This window comes from Anabaena sp. 4-3, from assembly GCF_001597745.1.
Classification (GTDB): Bacteria; Cyanobacteriota; Cyanobacteriia; order Cyanobacteriales; family Nostocaceae; genus Trichormus.
This window is the reverse complement of the sequence record NZ_LUHJ01000047.1, coordinates 32,647-54,135: the sequence shown is the minus strand read 5'-3', so window position 1 is coordinate 54,135 and position 21,489 is coordinate 32,647. Positions and strand designations below refer to the sequence as shown.

The following is a 21,489-nucleotide window of genomic DNA, read 5'->3' as shown; positions in this document are numbered from 1 at the left end:
ACAAGACCAAGAGATTAATCACAAAATACTTGTCATGATCACGCTAATTTCTGAGTTATTACAGCATTGCTTTCATACCCTATCCCAAATCTAAAATTATTAGTTTGATAGATTAAAACTAGGTATGTTTGACATCGACCTGTATTTGACAGCGAAAATAAAAACAAATGGAAGAAACGCTGAGAATTTTGGTTGTAGATGACGATGAAGTAGACCGCATGGCAGTCCGTCGCGCTCTCACTCAAGCAGGTGTGCGTGGAGAATTTTCAGAAGTGAGTGATGGTAAGACGGCACTCTTTGCTTTAAAAAATGCTACTTATGACTGTGTTTTTCTGGATTGTAGCTTACCAGATGAAGATGGTTTGAGTTTAATTCATAATTTACGTGCTACGGAAATCAAAGTTCCTTTAGTAGTGCTTACATCTACAGGAGATGAACAAATTGCTGTTGAATTAATTAAGGCTGGTGCTACAGACTATGTTTCTAAATCTAGACTATCATCAGAAATATTAGCACAGGCTTTACGCTATGCAATTCGGATTCACCGGGCGGAAATGCAAGCGGCTTTAGCATTACAGCAATTACGAGAAAGTCACGAACAGCTAGTACGTAAAAACCAAGAACTGGAAAGACAAAGACAACAAATTCAGCTACAAAACTTCAAATTATTAGAAGCATCGCGGCTGAAATCGCAGTTTTTAGCTACCATATCTCATGAACTACGGACACCAATGAATGCCATTATTGGTTTTTCTCAAATATTGTTGCGTCCAAAGTTTGGGCATCTGACATATCAACAGGCAGATATGGTAGAAAGGATATTGAACAATAGTAAGCATTTACTCATGCTAGTAAATGAAGTTTTGGACTTTTCTAAATTGCAAGAAGGACAATTAGCACTGAAGCCAGAATTATTTGATTTGCCGAAAGTAATTAATACCGCAGTCGGAGAAATGCGTTCTCTGTCAGAAGCAAAAAAGTTGTCTTTGTTAGTGCAGAACAACTCGGAAAACTCTGTAGTTTTTAATGACCCAGTGCGTGTTAAACAAATTTTAATAAATCTGTTATCAAATGCAATTAAGTTTACAGAATCTGGTAGTATTTGGGTTGAGGTAAAAGACATCCCTGGGAATCGAGTAGCAATCACGGTTCAAGATACAGGTATTGGCATATCTCAGAAAGATTTTCCGCATATATTTGAAGCCTTCCGCCAAGTGGATCAAAGTATCACCCGGAAATATCCGGGGACAGGTTTAGGGTTGGCAATTGTGCATTCACTGGTGCAAATGATGAATGGGCAAATCTTTCTCGAAAGTCAATTAGGAGTTGGTTCAATGTTTAGAATTGAACTGCCGCGACAAGTGCCAATATCGAAATCGGCTAGAACATCTGGGGCGGTACAATTAGATGGCAAAGTGATGTTTAACGCGGCGCAAAATACCCACCAATCTAATTTTTATTCTCAAACCAGCACAGTATCAATGGGGTATCCTCACCTCAAATTATAAAGTTTATACACAAGTTGATAGTCATGTCTGCTGTAGAAAATACTAAAAGTGATCGTATTCTTGCTGTCGATGATACTAAAGATAATCTGATTTTGCTTCAGACTATTCTCGAAAGCGAAGGCTATGAAATTGACTTAGTAACTGACGGTGTTTCGGCTTTAAAAAAGGTGGAACAGTCGCCACCTGATTTAATTTTGCTAGATGTGATGATGCCAGGGATGGATGGTTATGAGGTGACGCGGCGGATTCGCAATAACCCGGCTCTGAATTATATTCCTATATTGTTAATTACTGCTTTTCATGAATCAAGTGTTGTGGAAGGTTTAGATGCTGGTGCAGATGATTTTATTCGTAAACCCTATGATGCAGATGAACTGTTAGCCAGGGTGCGATCGCTACTGCGTCTCAAGCACAGTTTAGACGAACAACGCAAAATGGCACGGCAACGGGAAGACTTTGTTTCCCGGCTGACTCACGATTTACGCACCCCTTTAGTCGCGGCTGATCGGATGTTGGGATTGTTTGAGCAAGAAGCTTTCTGCAAAATTTCCCCAGAAATGAAACAAGCGATCGCGGTGATGATTCGCAGTAACCAAAATTTGCTACAAATGGTCAATACCCTGTTAGAAGTCTATCGCTTTGAAGCAGGTAAAAAGACTTTGAACTATGGCAACTGTAATCTCAAAGAAATTGCCCAAGAAGTAGTCAGTGAACTCACTCAGCTTGCTAGGGAGAAAGGTATCAAACTGACACTAGACACCAGTAACTTAGATAATTTGGGAAACACAGCTGGTGTAGTGATGGGCGATCGCTTAGAACTAAGACGGGTTTTGTACAACTTAGTTGATAATAGCATCAAATTTACCGACACAGGTGGTATAAACGTTCGGGTTTGGCAACCCAATCACAACTGGGTATCTATGGAAGTGGAAGATACAGGTTATGGCATTGCTCCCGAAGACCAAGCTACTATTTTCGAGCGATTTCGTCAGGGTAGAAATAAAAGATCAGGTAGTGGCTTAGGATTGCATTTATCCAGCCGCATTATCGAAGCTCACGAAGGTTCAATTAGCCTGACCTCAGAACTCGGAAAAGGCAGTAAGTTTACAATCAAACTACCTAAGAATATTGACTAGGGACTAGGGAATAGGGAGTAGGGATGAGCCAGCAGGAAAAGGAGACAAGGGAGATTATATAGTCCATGCCCCATACCCTAAACCCAATGACTAATGACTAATGACTAATGACTAATAACTATTGACTATTAATAAGCTGATTGGAGTTGAAATCGGTCACACAGCAAGCAGCGAATTACTGCTTCTAAATCTTCTATCATATAAGGTTTACTCAGGTATTCGTCAAAACCTGCATTTAAAATGCGTTCTCGATCCTCTCTCGTAGCTAAAGCTGTGACAGCTACCACAGGAATTTCACGGGTTAATGGATCTTGCTTGAGATGACGTATAATATCAATACCATTTTGACCTGGTAACAAAATATCTAACATAATTAGTTCTGGCTGATACTCTTTCGCCACCAACACAGTTGCAGAACCATCTTTTTGACAAATAAATCTACAGCCTAGAGACTCTAGGGTATAACTCATCAGCAGCAGATTATCATCATTGTCTTCCACAGCTAAAATTAAAGGCTGCCGAGATTTATGCTTCACTTCATCACTCATGAATGATTGTGTCAGATACATTTGGTCTCCATAAGGTTCCATTAGGATTAATCGTCATTCTTGAGTCAACAGACCAATTATTCCCGTAAAAAACAAAAGGTAAGCTCAAAACCGAGATAATTAAAGATGGCTTCATATTGCTGTTTTCTCAATTAAACATCTTTTTCCATACAATCAGTTTGAAATAAATCACATTTGAGCTTGATTACTTTAGCAGACACCTATTGATTATACGCAAAATTACAGAATATTTTTAGCGTAACTTTATCATAACTTGATATACTCAATGCCAATTAACCGTATTATTACTGGTGCTGTTTAGCTAAGTAGATATCAAGATAACTTTTTGTCAGTGGAGACTCTGATTTTTTTTGTATTAAATTGTCATGTTCCTTCCTGCATAAGTATTTCCGAGTCAGCCAACCTAGGATTAAGACATTTTTTCTCAAATTTCCTCTATAACTGCTTGATTGCTTTGTAATATTTGTAGTACAATATTTTCATTGAGGAAAAACGTCAAGATGAGATATGGTCGGAAATGAAAAATATTAACAAGCGATCGCTAGCTTTTTCATGGGATATAAAACCGCAGTCAATCAACCATAAACATCAATAATATGACGGATTACCACTATCTTATCAAAGATAATCCCTGAGTGAAATCCCTAACAGTGAGCAGACATTTAGTGATATGAAAAATCTGATTGATAAATTTAATCAATGTACCTGAGAGCCTAGTAAATGCAATCATAATGCACATTTAATAGTTGCACTTTGGTATTTGATTCATTACGAGCAAAAACGTTTACCTCACTAATGCCAAGAGCTATTTTTACATTCGCCAAATTTTCAACTTCAATAATTACAATTATGTCGGCTGGGCAAATACCCAGGTATCTCGCAAAAATCACATCTGACACTTATAGTTGAGGAAATCTCAATATCCTGACAGGATGTTATATCTGTTTACCAGCTTGTAGAATGAGATAATTAACTTACCTAATCATTCAGACTGATTATAGATAATACATGAGAAGATACAAAAGTAAAACTATTTAGATAAAAATTAACTTTAACATCGAAATTTTGTTACAATTAAGTAATCAACAATATGGAATTTGATTATTTTAGAAGCAACGACGGTATTCCTAACAATCAAAATCGTCACAGCTTACTGGCGAGTGGTTGGCGACCATTGCATCGAGAATTAGACTGGGAATTCTTATGGAATCTACTATATAGCGATACCAAAGAACTAACGCAAAAAACCTTAAACCTAGCCAGTAGTCTGGCAGAGGTTTTAGGTAGAAATAACTATACTTGGTGGGCGAATATCTTAAACCTCGCATCTGAAAATACACGCTACGAAGTAGATAAATTTTGGCATTATATAACACCTGATCCGCTATCGCCAGATTATCGTTATCAAGATGTTTTGAGTACAGAAACGCCTATCGTGCAATTAGTTAGCCGTCAGAGCATACCTATTGATTATGTATTGAATCGACTCCAAGAAATTACAGTTTTACGTGTTTTAGAATTATTAGGTCGCCCTGACATCATCACCCAATATTATTTAGAAAGAAATTTTTGTTACCCAGTGGAAAAATTTATCAATTGGGAACGTATAGATGTTGTTAGTAGCGTTTATGCGTACTGGTCAAAATATGACGTTTGGTTACAAATTGAAGCTTATGAGCGCGGGCGACGACAATACACATTAATGTCAAAAGATATGTCGCCATTAATTAACAAAGCCACTTATGACTTAGCAGTGATGCTGAGTGGCTATCAAAGTCGTGTGGGAAAAGTCTACAGCCAATTTCCCATACCCAGTTTTCCCGCAGATATTCAAAGCTTTACAGATACAGTACAGCAAGCAGTTCTCAACCAAAACCAGCTAGCGGTGGTAGTTCATGGTCAACCAGGTACAGGTAAAACTGCATGGACACAAGCAGTAGCCAAAGAAATTCTGATACCGCTAGGATTTGTCATTTTTATTTTAGATCATGATGCGATCGCCAACTTTGTACCGCCCACATATTTAGAACGAATTTGCATCATCATCAACGAAGCTGATAACCTCGCGCAAAACCGTGCATCGGAAGTTGCCCAGTATAACAACAAAACAGAACACATCTTGAGTTTATTAGATGGCACACTGTACCAAAGCGTCATTGATGATAGTGGAATTCAAACCAAGCAGCGATTAGTAGTGTTGATGACTTGCAACACCACCGAAAGACTAGATCCAGCAATGTTGAGGAAAGGTAGGGTAGATTTGATTTATGAATTTACCGAAAAGTTTGTTTGATATTAGTTATTAGTTATTAGTTATTAGTCATTGGTTATTAGTCATGAGTTTTTCTCCTCCGCTTCCTCCACTTCTTCCTATTCCCCAGTTAAGAGTCCCTTCCAGTCCCCACAATATAAATTATTGATTTTGGCTAAGAGTAAAGACAATTTTTGTAGGGTGGGCATTGCTTGCCACTGTCCCAGACCTAAGTTTTACCTTGTAGGCAATGCCCACCTATTCTAATTGAGAATGATGCCAGATATCACTTAAGATACTCCCCTAACCCCCCATCATCACCTGTTCCCATAACACAACCTAAAAAAATCACTTAAAATATTTACAGAAATTAACTTATTTATACCATTTCTAAGTTGCATCAACCAGAAACCACCCGTTTATTTTCTCGCCTAGAACTGAATGAAAATAAACTAACCCATCAACCCGGTAGCGTTTTAGGAAGTACCGCCCTAGTTGCAGGTACAACAGTAGGCGCAGGAATTTTAGCATTACCTACAGTCACAATACCTTCTGGTGTCATTCCCTCAACAATTTTATTAATTCTAGTTTGGCTATATGCCTTAGTTTCTGGGCTGTTGATTGCGGAAGTCAGCATAAACACCATGCGTCAACAGGGGCGGTTAAGTGTCAGTTTGTTAGCAATGGTGGAAAGTAATCTCGGTAAAATTGGGGCGAGAGTAGCAGGTGGGGCATATTTATTTCAACACTACGCTTTGCTAGTGGCTTATGTTGCCCAAGGTGGAGAAATTTTAATATCTGCATTGGCGAAAGTCTGGGGTATTCCGCATAATTTACCAGCATGGGTAGGGACAACCGCCTTTACCCTCATATTTGGCGGTATTATGTATCTAGGGCGAGAAAAGTTGATTGAAAAATTAAATAGTGCCTTTGTCGCCATTGTCATCACATCCTTTTTAGGACTCTTAGTTTTAGGCACTAGGCAAGTTAAGACTGTACAATTTTTCTTTCAAGATTGGACTACTGTAGGCAGTGCTGTCTCAGTGATGTTAGTAGCACTGTTCTATCAGAATGTTGTGCCGGTGGTAGTAACTCAGCTAGAAGGTGATATTCGCAAAGTCCGCCAGTCCATTATTATCGGTTCGGCTATTCCCCTCATCATGTTCTTAGCTTGGAATGCCGTGATTATAGGCAGTGTTACCCCTGACATTATAAAAGATACCACAGGTTTTGATCCTTTGCAAATACTCCGGGCTGGGGGTGCGGGTGAATGGTTAGGCGTGCTGATATCTATATTTTCTGAGTTTGCAATTGTCACATCCTTTATTGGCTTTGTGTATGGATTAGTCGATTTTTTCCGAGATGTGACTTTATGCCGTCAAAGAGGATTAGATGATGGTTTGCCGCTTTACTCACTGATTCTATTGCCACCGATGAGTTTAGGCGCAATGAATCCGCATATTTTCTTAACAGCTTTAGATTTTGCTGGTACTTTTAGTATTTCTTTGTTGGGAGGAATTATCCCCGCATTGATGACTTGGAAACAACGCCAAAACTCAAATCATATTCATCAATTATTAGTACCTGGGGGACGGGTGACATTGATTGTGATGATTGCTGTTGCATCAGTAGTGATCACAACAGAAATTCTATCAATGGTGAGATAGTAAGGTGTATTTCACCACAACAGCAAATATTTGAATTACCCGGATAATCGTTCAAAAGCTGGGAATAATAGATAAATCCTACTTTTATAGCTGAGAAGGATATGTTAGTTATATAACCGTAAAAAAACGGAAATTTTTCATATCCTTTATCAGAAATTTGCAGTTTGGAAATTGATGTTATAGACTGTAGGCGCAGTTACTCATTAAGGCTTCATGAATCATGACAACTACACAGACAATTACTACCAAACCCGACAAAAAATCCGCTAAAAAAAGACATCAGTCTTTTCCTAAGATGGATATTGGTACACCGAAAGTACCATTACGTAAACCTCAAAAAATCAAACAGGAGTACGAATTGTTAAGCGACTGGGAACACGCAAGTTAATTTATGATCAAAAATTCCACTCACATAATTGAGATGGTGGTGTCATCCGAGGGCGGTTGTATTGATAAAATCCCTCAAGATTTAGCAAAGCTTGGCGATAAAGCATCCACTTTACAGCATCCTGATGATTAGCGGTACTGATCAAATTACCTTGGCTGAGAGTCAATCGCCCTTCAACATCCCAATTAAATGCAGACTGGGGTAGATTATATTGCTGATGACTATCCCACAAAATAGCTAACGCTTCACCAGTAACTAGATTACCTTTCAAATTACCGCGAATACAGATGAAGTTATCCGAGTGGGGATAGCCGTAATACCCCTGAAATTGATTTGCAGTTTTGTGAAAATTTGCACAAACTCCCGCACCAACTCGCCAGTCTTGCGGATCAGGTTGACTGCAAAATTGGTAGTCACCATCTGCTAAATTGCCTATGTTAACTTTGGGTGTTTTCACCCGCAAGTTTATATCTTGTTGTGGAACTAATTTATTAAAATTTAACTGACTTGTGAACAGAGTTGCAAAGATAGCAAAGATTGGTGCGAGATGATTTACATCCAGCATCATTCGATCTCCAATTATCTAGGAGACTGACACAACCGAAAAAGCCCATTCTACACAGCAGGAGCCGCAGAAATTGCTAAAAATATCAGCAGCATCACAATTAACAGGCTGATTTTGACAATTAGGTAGGTATTCGGGTCAAATAAAGCAAAATCGTGAGACATATTACACCTCTCTATTTCATTCTCTGTTTTAGAGTTTGATGAGGTATTGGTTTTTAGCAGCCCTTGGCTACTCTATATTTATATTGTCTCTCACAATCTGAGATACAGGCTATAATTTACACCTTTAGTAACATTTTTTAGGATATTGATAAGTATATTGATCAAACTTCGTAGGGTGGGCATTGCCTCTGACAGTTGATAATTACAAAATATACATAGTTATAGGTAATGCCCATCCTACTTTTACTAGCTCGTCCGGTGACACTTGGGAACTGACTCATACTTCAACTGCGACTCGCTGAATACCCACAAAGTCTAGTGAATCTTGCTGCTCTTCCTCAAATTCTAAACAAAGTTCAATGGCTTCTCTAATGCGTTCCATCAAATCATCTAAATTTCTTGCTTGTGTATGACACCCAGGAAGATTTGGTACGGACGCTACAAGATAGCCATCTGCATCACGTTCGATAATTACATTAAATTCTCGCTTCATAATGACTTTACTGAAGTTTTCACTATATTTTCTCATGATTGCAAGAGCTTATATGCTCGCCCTTTGACGATGGAGATATCATTTAGGCGATCGCTCTCCTAAAATACTAAGGAATTCCGGCTTGTTGAAAAATCTGCTGCGGTGTGATTTCCAAGCCTTGCAGCAAGTCATCTGCTAAACTATCTTCACCAGTTTTTGTTTGTGGTCTGGCATCAGGATAAAACACGGTGACAGTTTTGGCTTTGGCATCTAATACCCAAACTCGCAACACACCTGCTTCTAGGTAGTCTGTCGCTTTGGCACTCATTTCTCCAAAACTTTGGTCGGGAGAGATAATTTCAATCGCTAAGTCTGGAGGTATGGGACAGGGTTGATCTTCGATCGCATCACTGTTGAGGCGAGAGTATGACACATAAAGTAAATCTGGTACAGGAACCCAGTCCCGTCCTCGGCGTTTTAATGTCACCGCCCACTCGATACCAACCTCACCGCGACCTTGCGCCCACGGTGTTAAAAGTATACTCAGAGCTAGGGTTAATCGTGAATGAAATCTTTTTGGTGCCATTTTAGGTTTTAGTTCGCCGTCAACTAATTCGTAGGTGATATCTCCTTCTGGGAGTGCGAGGTATTCTGCGAGTGTGATTTGGGATTTGAGTTGAGTCATGCGATCGCCTACCCTAATTCATAACTCTATTTTGCTCGATGACTCAGCCATTCAGTTTCCGCATATCATTAAAGATGCGATAGGCGCGATAAGTTTAGGTCAATGCAATTAATTCTGTACAGTAAACCCGGCTGTCATTTATGTGAAGGCTTACAAGAAAAGCTGGAACAAATCCCCAATCCCATATTTGAGTTAGAGATTCGTGACATTACCACCCGTGAAGATTGGTTTAGGGCGTATCAGTATGAGATTCCAGTTCTTCATGTAGTCAAGAGTAATGGCGAGACAGAACAAGCTTTACCCCGTCCTTCTCCCCGCGCTAGTGTGCAGCAATTAGAGCAAATGTTGTATAAGTATTTAGCCAACAGCGAGAAAAATAATGCAGAATAAGCGCAAGATAAATGTGTGGCGAGGTTCACAAAATGAAATTGCGGGAATTACTAGCAGCAGTAGATAGTGTGGATCAAATCCCTAATAATCCGGCTTTGGCGGATGCTGAAGTTCAAGGATTAAAAACTAATTCCCATGCTTGCGGTGTGGGAGACTTGTTTATTGGAATGCCTGGTACAAGGGTAGATGGTGGGGAATTCTGGCCGAGTGCGATCGCATCCGGTGCTGTCGCTGCCATTGTTTCCCCCCAAGCTGTAGAAAAAAATCCTCCGACAGATGAGGCTGTTGTCATTAGTGCTAACAACATGACTAAAGCTTGCGCCCAAATTGCGGCGGCTTTTTATGGATATCCTGGGCAGAAACTCAAATTGGTGGGTGTGACTGGTACTAATGGTAAAACTACTACCACTCACTTAATTGAATTTTTCCTCACCAAAGCCCAATTACCAACGGCTTTGATGGGAACTCTCTACACTCGTTGGGCTGGTTTTGAACAAACAGCCGCCCATACTACACCCTTCGCGGTGGAACTACAACAGCAGCTAGCGCAAGCTGTAAAGGCTGGTTGTGAGTTTGGGGTGATGGAAGTCAGTTCTCACGCTTTGGCGCAAGGCCGGGTTTTGGGTTGTCCGTTTGAGGTGGGGGTGTTTAGTAACCTGACTCAAGACCATTTGGACTTTCACCAAGATATGGAAGATTATTTTGGGGCGAAAGCTTTGTTATTTAGTCCTGAATATCTCAAAGGACGGGCGATTATTCATGCTGATGATGCCTACGGTAAACGCTTAATTGCTGCTTTGAATCGTCAAAAGGTATGGAGTTACAGCGTTAATGATAGTAATGCTGATTTGTGGATGAGTAATTTGAACTATCAGCCAAATGGTGTGAGTGGGACTCTGCATACACCAGAGGGTGAGGTAAGTTTTAAATCGCCTTTAGTTGGTCAATATAATTTAGAAAATCTTTTAGCAGCAGTTGGTGCGGTTTTACATCTGGGTTTAGACTTGCAATTGGTAGCAAATGCTATTGGTGAGTTTCCGGGAGTTCCCGGACGGATGGAACGGGTACAAATTAGCCCTGACCAAGATATTAGTGTGATTGTGGATTATGCCCATACACCAGATAGTTTAGAAAACTTACTCAAAGCCGCCCGGCCGTTTATTCCTGGGAAGATGATTTGTGTGTTTGGTTGTGGTGGCGATCGCGATCGCACTAAACGCCCGAAAATGGGTAAAATTGCGGCGGAATTAGCTGATGTAGCGGTTGTTACCTCGGACAATCCCCGCACTGAACACCCAGAACGGATTTTAGAGGATGTTTTGGCAGGTATACCTGATACAATACAGCCGATGGTAATTTGCGATCGCGCTACCGCTATCCAAACCGCAATTTTACAAGCCCAACCCGGCGACGGTGTATTATTGGCTGGTAAAGGTCACGAAGACTACCAAATTCTCGGTACAGAAAAAATCCACTTTGACGACCGAGAACACGCACGTCACGCATTACAAACGAGAATCAACTCACAAGGTTAAAAACAGCGCAACTTTTCAACCAGGGTAAACATACAGGTGTAAGTGTGCAGAACCCTTACACCTTACCTAGTCAAAGATATGGGTTTTTCTTTGCGTCTCTGTGTCTTGGCGTTGAAACAGAAATTGACATGATTTTCTCTACTGAGACTGTATCATACCATTTGGCTTTAGTTACTGATCATTCTCCTATCTCTGCATTCACCCCTCAATTTTCATCATTCATTTTTATCTCTCGAAAAAATAAAAATACGTGGTAATTTTCTGGTAAGATAACCATCTTTGATCAAGAGATATCAAAGTATGAAAAAATCTTAATGTATTTTCAAAACTGCAACAAATTTTAACAAAATCAAATTTTGTAGAGTAATAATTAACTATCTAATTCATTAATATGTCTTTTATCTAGATTTTGAGCAAAAAGCATATAAATACGCGAAAATTAATTACATGATTACTTCCTCATTGCCCTTAATTTTATTGGTTGTGTTCAACTCATGAATGACTTCCTGCATCAAGATTTGTCAGTTTATCAGCTAGCTGTAGGAGCGGAAGCGTCCCCCCAACCAATTCCTCTCAATGCTGCTACGCTGCTATCAATGGTGAGAGCGCAAATAGACTTACTCATTGAGCAGCAAATCAATGCAACACTCTGGGTGAAACTGCCACCGGGTAAAATTTGGTGTCAGGAATTACGGCGTTATCAGTTATCAATAAAGCAGCCAATTAATATCTACAATTGCCAAATTAAGGGAGCAGACGCAGCAAAAAAAGATATAGTAACCCAAGAAGAACAGCAGGAAACCATGACACCATATATTAATCAGGTGGATGTGGAACTATTAGCAAATAATCAATTGCATCGAGAATACTTCTTGATAGTATTATCGCCAAAGTTTAGCAGTTTATTGGTAGCATCTCAACAGGTGAGAAACGATGAGAGCGAAAATTTAGCAAAAGAAAATTCGCCGAAAAATCTAACTTTATTGACAATTACGACTATTGATAGCAGAGTTATTCAAAACGTACTAGATGGCTTGAAACAAGAGATTCAATTAGAATCAAATCAAATTGCACCAGCCGATTTGATCTGTCAAAATATCTGCGAACCAGCACTGTGGAGTTTGCTGTTTGCTAAACAAATCCAGCGACAAGATGAAATTAATCGGCAAATTAGACATGAAAGGATAGGTAAATTACAGGGACAAAATCAAACCCTGCAAAAAAAAGAACAACAGAAAGATGAATATCTCAAAAATGTTTCTCAAGAACTGCGTACACCCCTGACGCAAATGAAAACAGCCCTGTCGCTGTTGAGTTCGCCTAATCTCAAACCCCAACAGCGACAGCGATATTTACAAATGCTCAATACTCAGTGCGATCGCCAAAGTACACTAATTACCAGTCTATTGGATCTAGTAGAACTAGAGCATACTTTGGAGGCGACTAACTTAGAATTAGTTAAACTTGCTGATATTGTACCAGGAGTAGTCAGCACCTACCAACCTGTAGCCCAAGAGAAAGGTATCATGCTAGCCTACACCATACCCACTGATTTACCGCCTGTGTGGTGCGTCAATGGTGGACTCAGACAGATAGTAATTCACCTCCTGTATAACAGCCTCAAGTTTACCCCCACAGGCGGTGAAGTCTGGGTAACAGCCAGAATTGAGGATGAATATGTACAACTAGAAGTCCGTGACACAGGCATTGGTATCGCCGAGGGCGAAATTCCCAAAATTTTTGACTGCTTTTATCGTGTGCGTTCAGGAAACAGTGAGGAGATTAACGGCGCAGGTTTGGGTTTAACAATTGTGCAACGCCTGTTATGGAATTGTGGTGGTTCGATTACCGTCAAAAGTCAGCTTGATGAAGGATCTATTTTTACAGTACAGCTAGTACCAGAAGGCAAAGATCCAAAACTAGGGGGGAGATAGAGTCAAAAACCTTAAATTTATCTACCTATTCTTGGTCTATCGCTTGAGGTGTAAGATATAAAATGTCCAAAAAACTTACTCTAGGCTTAATGCTGTTATTTGTTGGTGTTCAAGTCGGTGTTCCCCAACAACTTGTCAAAGCACAAACCCCAACCCCAACAGCAACTACCACAAAATCAATTTGTCCTGCTCAATTGGGTACAGCCATTGATACCATAATTAATCGTCCCCTTTTTAATCGCTCACGCTGGGGAGTGTTAATTAAACCCCTGTCATCTGTGCAGAGTCTCTATAGTCGAGATGCTGAAAAATATTTTATTCCTGCTTCTAATACTAAGTTACTGACGACAGCAGCAGCACTGTTACAACTAGGTGCAGATTTTCGCATTCGCACCTCAATTTATCAAAATGGTAACGGTGTTTTTACTGTTATCGGCAGGGGAGATCCTAGCCTCAATGATACTCAATTACAATCACTTGTCCAACAGCTAAGACAAAAGGGTGTGACTCAAATTCCCCAGTTAATAGCTGATAATAGTTATATTCAAGGAGATGTTGTTAATTCTACTTGGCAATGGGAAGATATACAGTCAGATTATGGTGCGCCAGTTAATAGTTTTATTTTAAATCAAAATATTGTGGGTTTTAAGCTGATACCCCAAACTGTTGGTAAAACTCCCCAATTAGTTTGGAATGAACCAACTGAAGTCCGACAATGGTTAGTAGTTAATCGCTCAGTAACCGTCGCCGAAAATCAACCGAGTTACATTAATATTAGCCGTGACTTAACTGGCAGAATCCTGCGGATTGAAGGACAAGTATCAGCGAATTCTGCACCCTATTTAGTAGAGTTACCTGTAGTTGATCCTGATGCTTACTTCTTAAGACGTTTGCGTACAGCTTTCAACCAAGAAAAAATTAACTTAGGACAAACTGTTATCGGACATAGTACCACTAATCAACAGGAATTAGCATCTGTACAGTCGCCACCTTTAGGGGAATTAATTCAAGAAACTAATCAAAATAGTAATAATCTGTTTGCAGAATCTCTGTTGAGAGTCTTAGGTGGGCAATCTCCTGTTTTGAAAAATCAAAGTTCTGCTGATATTGGGTTAGAAGCCATCAAGAAAAATTTAACGAAGTTGGGAGTTGATCCGACAGGTTATCAGTTGGCAGATGGTTCCGGTTTATCACGCCGGAATTTAATTAGCCCGGAAGCGTTAGTACAAACTTTGCAGGGTATAGCAAAAACACCTGTTGCAAATGTGTATCGTGCATCTTTACCTGTAGCTGGGAAAAATGGGACTTTAGCAAGTCGTTTGCGTAATACTCCGGCTGAGGGAATTGTACAAGCAAAAACAGGCACACTCAGGGGTGCAATTTCCCTGTCAGGATATATGAATACACCTGAATATGAGCCTTTGGTGTTCAGTATTATGGTGAATCAATCAGAACAGCCTGCAAGTACCCTGCGCCAAGCTATTGATGAAATTGTAGTCTTGTTGACACAGTTAAAGCCTTGTTAAAAGGGAACAGGGAACAGGGAACTCTTAACAGGGAACAGGGACTACATAAGGTGGGGGCTGTCTTACCCTCATCAGGCGATGCACTGCTCACAACGTAAAAATAAGGGTTAGAGCGTATTTTCATCTGTGCATCGCCTGACTGTAATTTATATTAAGTATAAATAAGTATTTATTACATATATATCAATAGTATAAAAAGTAGTCTGTCTTTAGTTAGAGCCAATAATAATTAGTCATAGTTATTCTAAGTAAATAAGAACACGAATTGATAAGGATGAAAAAAACACAGGTATATCTATCTATCTGAGTATTTTTGCTTTATAACGTGTTTTACTTCTAGGTTTTCAGGTTGCGCTACCCTAGAAATAAAATCTTCATTCAGGGGTTACTATGTCAGAATTGATTCAGGCAATATTGGAGAGCGAAGAAAGAAGTGATTTGCGTAACTTTTTGAGTCAACTACGCCAAAAAGAGCAAAATTATTTGTTGCGTAATGACATCTTGAACGAGTATAATGAGTATTGCTCTAAAACAGAAAAAACGAACACATTTTATACTTATTCTCGTTTAGGTAAACTAATTTACTATACTCAGGAAATTATTCAAGAAGAATCAAATATTTGTTTCATCATTCGCCCGAAGATTGCTAGTCAAGAAGTTTATCGACTGACAGCAGATTTAGATGTGGAGTCGATGACAGTACAGGAACTGTTGGATCTGCGCGATCGCTTGGTGAATAAATTCCACCCCCAAGAGGGTGACTTGCTAGAACTCGATTTTGGCCCCTTTTATGATTATTCCCCAACCATCCGCGACCCCAAAAACATTGGTAAGGGTGTGCAGTTTCTCAACCGTTATCTATCCAGCAAACTGTTTCAAGACCCGAAACAATGGCTAGAAGGCTTATTTAATTTCCTGCGCCTACACCACTACAATGGTGTGCAACTGCTGATTAACAATAATATCCAATCTCAACAGCAACTGTCCCAACAAGTCAAGAAAGCCTTAGCGATTGTTAGCCAAAGACCCAGCGATGAACCTTACGAACAATTTCGCTTACAATTGCAAATGATGGGCTTTGAGCCAGGTTGGGGTAATACAGCCGGGCGTGTTCAGGAAACCTTAAATATTCTCGATGAATTAATCGACTCTCCCGACCCCCAAACCCTAGAAGCTTTCATCTCTCGCATCCCGATGATTTTTAGAATCATCCTGGTGTCAGCACATGGTTGGTTTGGGCAAGAGGGTGTCTTAGGTCGTCCTGATACTGGTGGTCAGGTGGTGTATGTGCTTGACCAAGCGAAAAATTTAGAAAAGCAACTGCAAGAAGATGTCATCCTGGCTGGTTTAGAAGGGTTAAACGTCCAGCCAAAGGTAATTATTCTCACCCGTCTGATTCCCAACAGTGACGGGACTCTGTGCAACCAACGACTAGAAAAAGTTCACGGGACAGAAAACGCCTGGATTTTGCGCGTACCTCTGCGGGAATTCAACCCCAATATGACGCAAAACTGGATTTCTAGATTTGAGTTTTGGCCTTATCTGGAAACCTTCGCCATTGATGCAGAAAAGGAATTATTAGCAGAATTTCACGGTAGACCAGATTTAATTGTGGGTAACTACACTGATGGTAACTTAGTCGCGTTTTTGTTGGCGCGACGGATGAAAATTACCCAGTGCAACATCGCCCACGCTTTGGAAAAATCTAAATATTTGTTTAGTAACCTCTACTGGCAAGATTTAGACGATAAATATCATTTTTCCTTGCAATTTACTGCTGATTTGATTGCGATGAATGCAGCTAACTTTATTATCAGCAGCACCTACCAGGAAATTGTCGGGACACCGGATAGTGTGGGACAGTATGAATCTTACAAATGCTTTACCATGCCAGAGTTGTATCATGTGGTGAATGGCATTGAGTTGTTTAGTCCCAAGTTTAATGTTGTACCACCTGGGGTAAATGAAAATGCTTATTTCCCCTACACTCGTACTGAAGACAGGGTAGACAGCGATCGCGATCGCATCACCGAAATGTTATTTACTTTAGAAGATCCTAGCCAAATCTTCGGCAAACTCGATGATCCTAACAAGCGTCCCCTCTTCTCAATGGCCCGTCTCGACCGGATTAAAAACCTCACCGGTTTAGCAGAATGCTTTGGTCAAAGTAAAGACTTGCAAGAACATTGCAACTTAATTTTAGTCGCCGGCAAGTTACGTGTGGAAGAATCAGGCGATAACGAAGAACGGGATGAAATCATTAAACTGTACCGCATCATTGACGAGTACAATCTCTATGGCAAAATTCGCTGGTTGGGTGTACGCCTATCAAAAAGCGACTCTGGAGAAATTTATCGCGTTATCGCCGACCATCAAGGTATCTTTGTTCAACCAGCCTTATTTGAAGCCTTTGGTTTGACAATTCTAGAAGCGATGATTTCTGGTTTACCAACCTTTGCAACTCAATTTGGTGGGCCATTAGAAATTATTCAAGATCAAGTCAATGGTTTTTACATTAACCCCACCAATTTAGAAGAAACGGCCCAGAAAATTCTGGAATTTATCAATAAATGTCAACAAGATCCCTCCTATTGGGGTAGAGTTTCTCAGCAAGCAATTGACCGTGTATACAGCACATACACCTGGAAGATTCACACAACTAAGTTGTTATCATTAGCACGGATTTATGGCTTCTGGAATTTCACATCTCAGGAGAACCGAGAAGACTTGTTACGCTACCTTGAGGCTTTATTCTATTTAGTTTATAAACCCAGAGCGCAACAACTACTAGAACAACACAAATATCGGTAAACTCTTGTAGAGGATGTTGTCATGAAAGATGCTGAAAACCCTTCGACATAGCAGGATACCGCAGGGTATTTCTCCCCGACAAATGTAGAGATTAAGCATGCTTAGTCTCTACAACTCCCATTCCCGCAACAAAATTTTTTCCTGTTCCCTCATTAATATGCTGTAGGGGTTTAGCATTGCTGAACCCCTATGTTTTAAAATGTATATTGTCTTGAGTGTCTAGTCAGAGAGTACCAAGTATTTGGGCCGACTATCCCATCTACTTTAAGATTTCGTTGCACTTGAAAAGCTTTTACAGCACTTTCTGTCAACGCACCATAAAACCCATCGACTCGAATAGCGTAACCATTAGCCACTAATAACCTTTGTAAGACTCTGACAGGTGTACCTGTATTACCAAAACTTAAATATGGTAGATTTCTTGTATACCTTTGATATCTTCTGGCAATCACAATTTCTTCTGGGATTTGTGCCGTTAACAAAAACGGTTGATGTGAAAATTTTACCCTAACAGCCTGAAAGTTATTAAACTCATCTAGGCTATATGAATCTTTGACTAGATGTGTATTTTTACTCAGATTTTTTTGATTTTCATGCTGTACGGCTAATTGAAGATTTGGTGAGATTTCAGATTGGTGTATAAATTCAGGCGGCGTGATTTTTGCTGATGACATTAACTGATCTGACTGATTTTGTGTAGAGTTTGTCACACCATTGTCTAAATGAATTACAGGCTGCTTGGGTAAAACAGATGGAGCGAGTTGTTTGGTAGCTAATACGCCTGTCATCAGCAGGACAATATCATTCATTGTATTTAATGTCACTATTACCCATAATTACTTTGACAGAACAATTTACTTGAAACCGGAATGGTTCCTAGTTAAATTGAATGAGTTAATTTTTCAGCAATTGGCAAGAATCAGCAGAAATTTTCTCTACTTATTCCAATTGATGGATATTGTGATTACAGTCCGTCTAATTCAGTTATTAATTGGTTTTTGAGAATGTAAATTATAACAGTTACAGGTTAATTATCTGCCGAAGGTTTTGATTGAGAATTATGGAGATTAGTTGCTCATGAATGATTTATTTAAAGTAACAAAGAATAATAAACTCTAGATAGCCAAGAAATTATTCTATCCCAAGCAGTATATATTCAGGTAGATTTGTGAGCTTTGTGCTTCATTAATTACTTATGCTCTGCAAAGCCGCTAAAATTAATTGAATGAATAGACAAAGCTAGTCAAAATTCAGACTCAAAACCAGAATTTCTGCTGATAAATCGGGCAGATCAATTAAACTGCTGGGTAGTACGGCAAATTTTCTGCGGTAATGCTGCTGAAAAGAGTGCGATCGCGGTATCTTAATCGTGGTTGCTCTGAGGAGTTCATGTTGCATGAGAGGCAAGCAAGTGTTACTCACCGGTGGTACTGGTGGACTCGGTTTAGGTGTCACACCAGCAATTCTCGCCCAAGGTGCAGATTTAACTATGACTTACCGCAATCCTAAAGAAGTCGAACGCCTCAAGGAAATCCTTCCCCCCGCAGACTTCGCTAGGATTCAATTTATCCCCACTAACTTAGAAGAAGAATCTTCGGTAGACAATCTCATCAGCCGCATGGGAAGGGTGGATGTGTTAATTCATCTCGTGGGCGGCTTTTCAATGGGTAAAACCCACGAATACAGCTTTTACAGTTGGAAACGCGAGTTTGACATCAACTTGAATACTACTTTTTTGACTTGTAAATATAGCTTGCAAAAGATGCTAGAAAATGGCTATGGCCGCATTGTCACAGTGGCTTCTAAGGCGGCTGTAGAACCGGCGGGACAGTTTGCAGCCTACTCGGCGGCGAAGGCTGGTGTGGTAGCCTTAACGAAAGCGATCGCAGATGAAACCAAAGGTACAAATATCACCGCTAATGTCATCCTACCCTCGGTAATTGACACCCCTGCCAACCGTCAAGCTATGGGTACAGAAAACGCCGATAAATGGGTAAAACCGGAAGCCATAGCCCAGTTAATCTGCTTTCTCGCCTCAGATGCGGCTAAAGATATCCGAGGCGCAGCAATTCCCATATACGGGAATGTTTAGGGAATAAGGGAGCAGGGGAGCGGAGGGAGCGAAGGAAGAAATTCTTTCCCAGTCCCCAATCCCCAGTCCCCAGTCCCCAGTCCCCAGTCCCCAGTCCCCTACTGAGTATTAGGAATCAACCTACCGCAAGGATAAGTTGCTGCACCTTGGGCAGCTTCTTCAGCTACAGCAGTCGGGATTTTTTCTACAGGCTGTTCTTTGGCGGCTAAATAATCGCTGCGGAGTTGATCTAACAATGCTGGACGTTGATCATACAACCGCTTCAGGGGGCGAGGTTCGCACTGGTTGAGAGTATACGCTGTCACCAAAGGTAAGGCGATGGTGCTATCGGTGTAACAAACAATGGTGCTGGGTAATTCGTCCGGGTCAATTTTACCCCAGCTTACCGCCTCTGAAGGAGTCGCACCGGATAAACCACCAGTATCAGGTCGTGCATCGGTAAACTGAACGAAGAAATCATGTCCTCGTTCTTCTAGTCCTAAAACCTCGTGTATCTGCGGTTGGGTTTGTAGCAGGAAGTTTTTCGGACTACCACCACCGAGAATTACAGCTGCACTTCTGCCTTCTCCTTCTCTGGCATTGTAGGCGATCGCTGCTGTTTCGTTGACATCAATTGCTGGATCTAACACCAACTGTGAACCTTCCAACGCCAACGCCGCTACATTCATGCCAATGGAACTATCACCAGGGGAAGATGTATATATAGGTACGCCATACTCATAAGCTGTAGCTAGTAAGCAAGAATGCTTAACTCCCAATTGCTTCTCTACTTCCCGCACATACTTACCCAGCAAATAATGAAACTCAGCCGTACCCATGCGCTTTTGGAAAGGTTCAGCTTGCAGTATCTTGCGGATAAATGCGTCGGTTTCTAGCAATACGTCATAACCAAAGATGATGTCATAAATTCTAATTGTGCCTTGCTCACGCAATTTCACATCATCTAAGAATGGGTTCCCGGCAAACAACTCAAAACCTAAGCCATAGTGCATATCATGGTAAAGATTCGCACCAGTGCTAATCATCCAGTCAATAAAACCGTTGCGAATTAACGGCGCAAGCGCAGATACACCAAACCCGGCAGGTGTCATCGCACCGGAAAGACTTACTCCCACGGTGACACCATCTTGGAATACATCACGAGCCAATAATTGACAAGCTTCCCGCAACCGCGCCGAATTGTAAGCAGTGAAGTAATTATCAATCAAATCCACCACGCTGACATCTGTTGACATCGGTACGGGTGCAATTTTCTTACCTAAATTTTTTGCCATGTTGAGACTCCCAAACAGTAAACCAGAATCTAATGTTAACTATGTTTCAGGTAATTCTTCTATCCCTTTGATGTCAAAATCTTAGTTAGACTCAGTGACGGGCAAATTCAACCAGATGAAATATGTCGGGTACTTCAGTCAAATAAGTAGGTCAACATAATTAAAGATAAAATAATGATGAGATATATCCCCGACTTCTTTGAGAAGTCGGGTATCTGAGTATTACGTTTTTTTAATCGCTGCAATATTGTCAACAAATTACTATTATCTATCACTTCGGCTAAATGTCTATAACAAAAACGTTCTTGATGAACGTGACTTGTAAATAATTTCTGTATTGTAGAAATATCACCTATCTTTAATAGTTGTGTTTCAATGACAAACTGATTAGCTGCATCTGGCCAATTTGTACAATCAAAACAGATGACCAAATTTTCTTCGTCAATGGCTGCAATGAATCTCTGAAATTATTTAGAATAATAATATGACGCAAAAGTTAGAGGTTCGGCTAGAAAATAATGG

At 40.3% G+C, this 21,489-nt stretch carries 19 protein-coding genes; 11 read left to right on the top strand and 8 right to left on the bottom strand.

Annotated elements, in window-relative coordinates:
- Nucleotides 1–167 precede the first annotated feature (167 nt).
- Entirely contained in the window at nucleotides 168–1,508 is a 1,341-nt protein-coding gene (locus A3775_RS12420; RefSeq protein WP_066377230.1) for a hybrid sensor histidine kinase/response regulator, read from the top strand.
- Nucleotides 1,509–1,531: 23 nt separating this feature from the next.
- Nucleotides 1,532–2,644, top strand: a complete 1,113-nt coding sequence (locus A3775_RS12415) for a hybrid sensor histidine kinase/response regulator (protein ID WP_066377231.1) — start codon at nucleotides 1,532–1,534, stop codon at nucleotides 2,642–2,644.
- A 128-nt stretch (nucleotides 2,645–2,772) separates the two neighbouring features.
- Here A3775_RS12415 and A3775_RS12410 read toward each other — a convergent pair whose 3' ends face one another.
- Complete coding sequence (locus tag A3775_RS12410) at nucleotides 2,773–3,213, bottom strand: response regulator (RefSeq protein WP_066377297.1); 441 nt, start codon at nucleotides 3,211–3,213, stop codon at nucleotides 2,773–2,775.
- Nucleotides 3,214–4,303: 1,090 nt separating this feature from the next.
- On the opposite strand from A3775_RS12410, the gene A3775_RS12400 reads away from it, so the two are divergent.
- From A3775_RS12400 to A3775_RS24655, 3 genes are all read left to right on the top strand, one after another.
- Nucleotides 4,304–5,506, top strand: coding sequence for an AAA family ATPase (locus tag A3775_RS12400; protein ID WP_066377234.1), 1,203 nt, complete (start codon nucleotides 4,304–4,306; stop codon nucleotides 5,504–5,506).
- Nucleotides 5,507–5,859: 353 nt separating this feature from the next.
- The gene (locus A3775_RS12395) at nucleotides 5,860–7,131 is read left to right on the top strand and encodes an amino acid permease (RefSeq protein WP_231866999.1); all 1,272 of its coding nucleotides are present in this window, start codon (nucleotides 5,860–5,862) and stop codon (nucleotides 7,129–7,131) included.
- A gap of 220 nt (nucleotides 7,132–7,351) precedes the next feature.
- A complete protein-coding gene (locus A3775_RS24655; RefSeq protein WP_197480144.1) occupies nucleotides 7,352–7,519 on the top strand; it encodes a hypothetical protein in 168 nt (55 codons plus the stop codon).
- A 7-nt stretch (nucleotides 7,520–7,526) separates the two neighbouring features.
- On the opposite strand, the gene A3775_RS12390 is transcribed toward A3775_RS24655, so the two are convergent.
- From A3775_RS12390 to A3775_RS12380, 3 genes are all read right to left on the bottom strand, one after another.
- Nucleotides 7,527–8,087: a hypothetical protein gene (locus A3775_RS12390; RefSeq protein WP_231866998.1), complete on the bottom strand. Its 561-nt coding sequence runs from the start codon at nucleotides 8,085–8,087 to the stop codon at nucleotides 7,527–7,529.
- Nucleotides 8,088–8,525: 438 nt separating this feature from the next.
- Nucleotides 8,526–8,741, bottom strand: coding sequence for a type II toxin-antitoxin system HicB family antitoxin (locus tag A3775_RS12385; RefSeq protein ID WP_066377302.1), 216 nt, complete (start codon nucleotides 8,739–8,741; stop codon nucleotides 8,526–8,528).
- Between the two features lie 106 nt (nucleotides 8,742–8,847).
- Nucleotides 8,848–9,405, bottom strand: a complete 558-nt coding sequence (locus tag A3775_RS12380) for a Uma2 family endonuclease (RefSeq protein WP_066377307.1) — start codon at nucleotides 9,403–9,405, stop codon at nucleotides 8,848–8,850.
- Between the two features lie 102 nt (nucleotides 9,406–9,507).
- Between A3775_RS12380 and A3775_RS12375 the strand changes: the two genes are divergently transcribed.
- The 5 genes from A3775_RS12375 to A3775_RS12355 all read left to right on the top strand — a co-directional run bounded on the left by A3775_RS12375 (nucleotide 9,508) and on the right by A3775_RS12355 (nucleotide 17,601).
- A complete protein-coding gene (locus tag A3775_RS12375) occupies nucleotides 9,508–9,795 on the top strand; it encodes a glutaredoxin family protein (protein WP_066425173.1) in 288 nt (95 codons plus the stop codon).
- Between the two features lie 32 nt (nucleotides 9,796–9,827).
- A complete protein-coding gene (locus A3775_RS12370) occupies nucleotides 9,828–11,330 on the top strand; it encodes a UDP-N-acetylmuramoyl-L-alanyl-D-glutamate--2,6-diaminopimelate ligase (protein WP_066425171.1) in 1,503 nt (500 codons plus the stop codon).
- A 494-nt stretch (nucleotides 11,331–11,824) separates the two neighbouring features.
- Nucleotides 11,825–13,264, top strand: coding sequence for a DICT sensory domain-containing protein (locus tag A3775_RS12365; protein ID WP_066425170.1), 1,440 nt, complete (start codon nucleotides 11,825–11,827; stop codon nucleotides 13,262–13,264).
- A gap of 62 nt (nucleotides 13,265–13,326) precedes the next feature.
- The gene (gene dacB, locus A3775_RS12360) at nucleotides 13,327–14,790 is read left to right on the top strand and encodes a D-alanyl-D-alanine carboxypeptidase/D-alanyl-D-alanine-endopeptidase (protein ID WP_066425169.1); all 1,464 of its coding nucleotides are present in this window, start codon (nucleotides 13,327–13,329) and stop codon (nucleotides 14,788–14,790) included.
- 390 nt (nucleotides 14,791–15,180) lie between these two features.
- Entirely contained in the window at nucleotides 15,181–17,601 is a 2,421-nt protein-coding gene (locus A3775_RS12355) for a sucrose synthase (RefSeq protein WP_066377249.1), read from the top strand.
- Nucleotides 17,602–17,795: 194 nt separating this feature from the next.
- Here A3775_RS12355 and A3775_RS12350 read toward each other — a convergent pair whose 3' ends face one another.
- Together A3775_RS12350 and A3775_RS24235 are read right to left on the bottom strand one after the other, a co-directional pair.
- Nucleotides 17,796–18,410 carry a peptidoglycan-binding protein gene (locus A3775_RS12350; protein WP_066377251.1) on the bottom strand — a complete coding sequence of 205 codons (615 nt, stop codon included), beginning with the start codon at nucleotides 18,408–18,410 and terminating at the stop codon, nucleotides 17,796–17,798.
- A gap of 430 nt (nucleotides 18,411–18,840) precedes the next feature.
- Nucleotides 18,841–18,999, bottom strand: a complete 159-nt coding sequence (locus A3775_RS24235; protein ID WP_156481624.1) for a hypothetical protein — start codon at nucleotides 18,997–18,999, stop codon at nucleotides 18,841–18,843.
- On the opposite strand from A3775_RS24235, the gene fabG reads away from it, so the two are divergent.
- Nucleotides 18,998–19,693 carry a 3-oxoacyl-ACP reductase FabG gene (gene fabG / locus A3775_RS12345; protein WP_066377253.1) on the top strand — a complete coding sequence of 232 codons (696 nt, stop codon included), beginning with the start codon at nucleotides 18,998–19,000 and terminating at the stop codon, nucleotides 19,691–19,693. The genes A3775_RS24235 and fabG overlap by 2 nt on opposite strands.
- 98 nt (nucleotides 19,694–19,791) lie before the next feature.
- Here fabG and speY read toward each other — a convergent pair whose 3' ends face one another.
- Both speY and A3775_RS25035 read right to left on the bottom strand, forming a co-directional pair.
- Nucleotides 19,792–20,967, bottom strand: a complete 1,176-nt coding sequence (gene speY, locus A3775_RS12340; RefSeq protein WP_066377255.1) for a homospermidine biosynthesis protein — start codon at nucleotides 20,965–20,967, stop codon at nucleotides 19,792–19,794.
- A gap of 134 nt (nucleotides 20,968–21,101) precedes the next feature.
- The gene (locus A3775_RS25035) at nucleotides 21,102–21,398 is read right to left on the bottom strand and encodes a DUF6508 domain-containing protein (protein WP_231866997.1); all 297 of its coding nucleotides are present in this window, start codon (nucleotides 21,396–21,398) and stop codon (nucleotides 21,102–21,104) included.
- Nucleotides 21,399–21,489 lie beyond the last annotated feature (91 nt).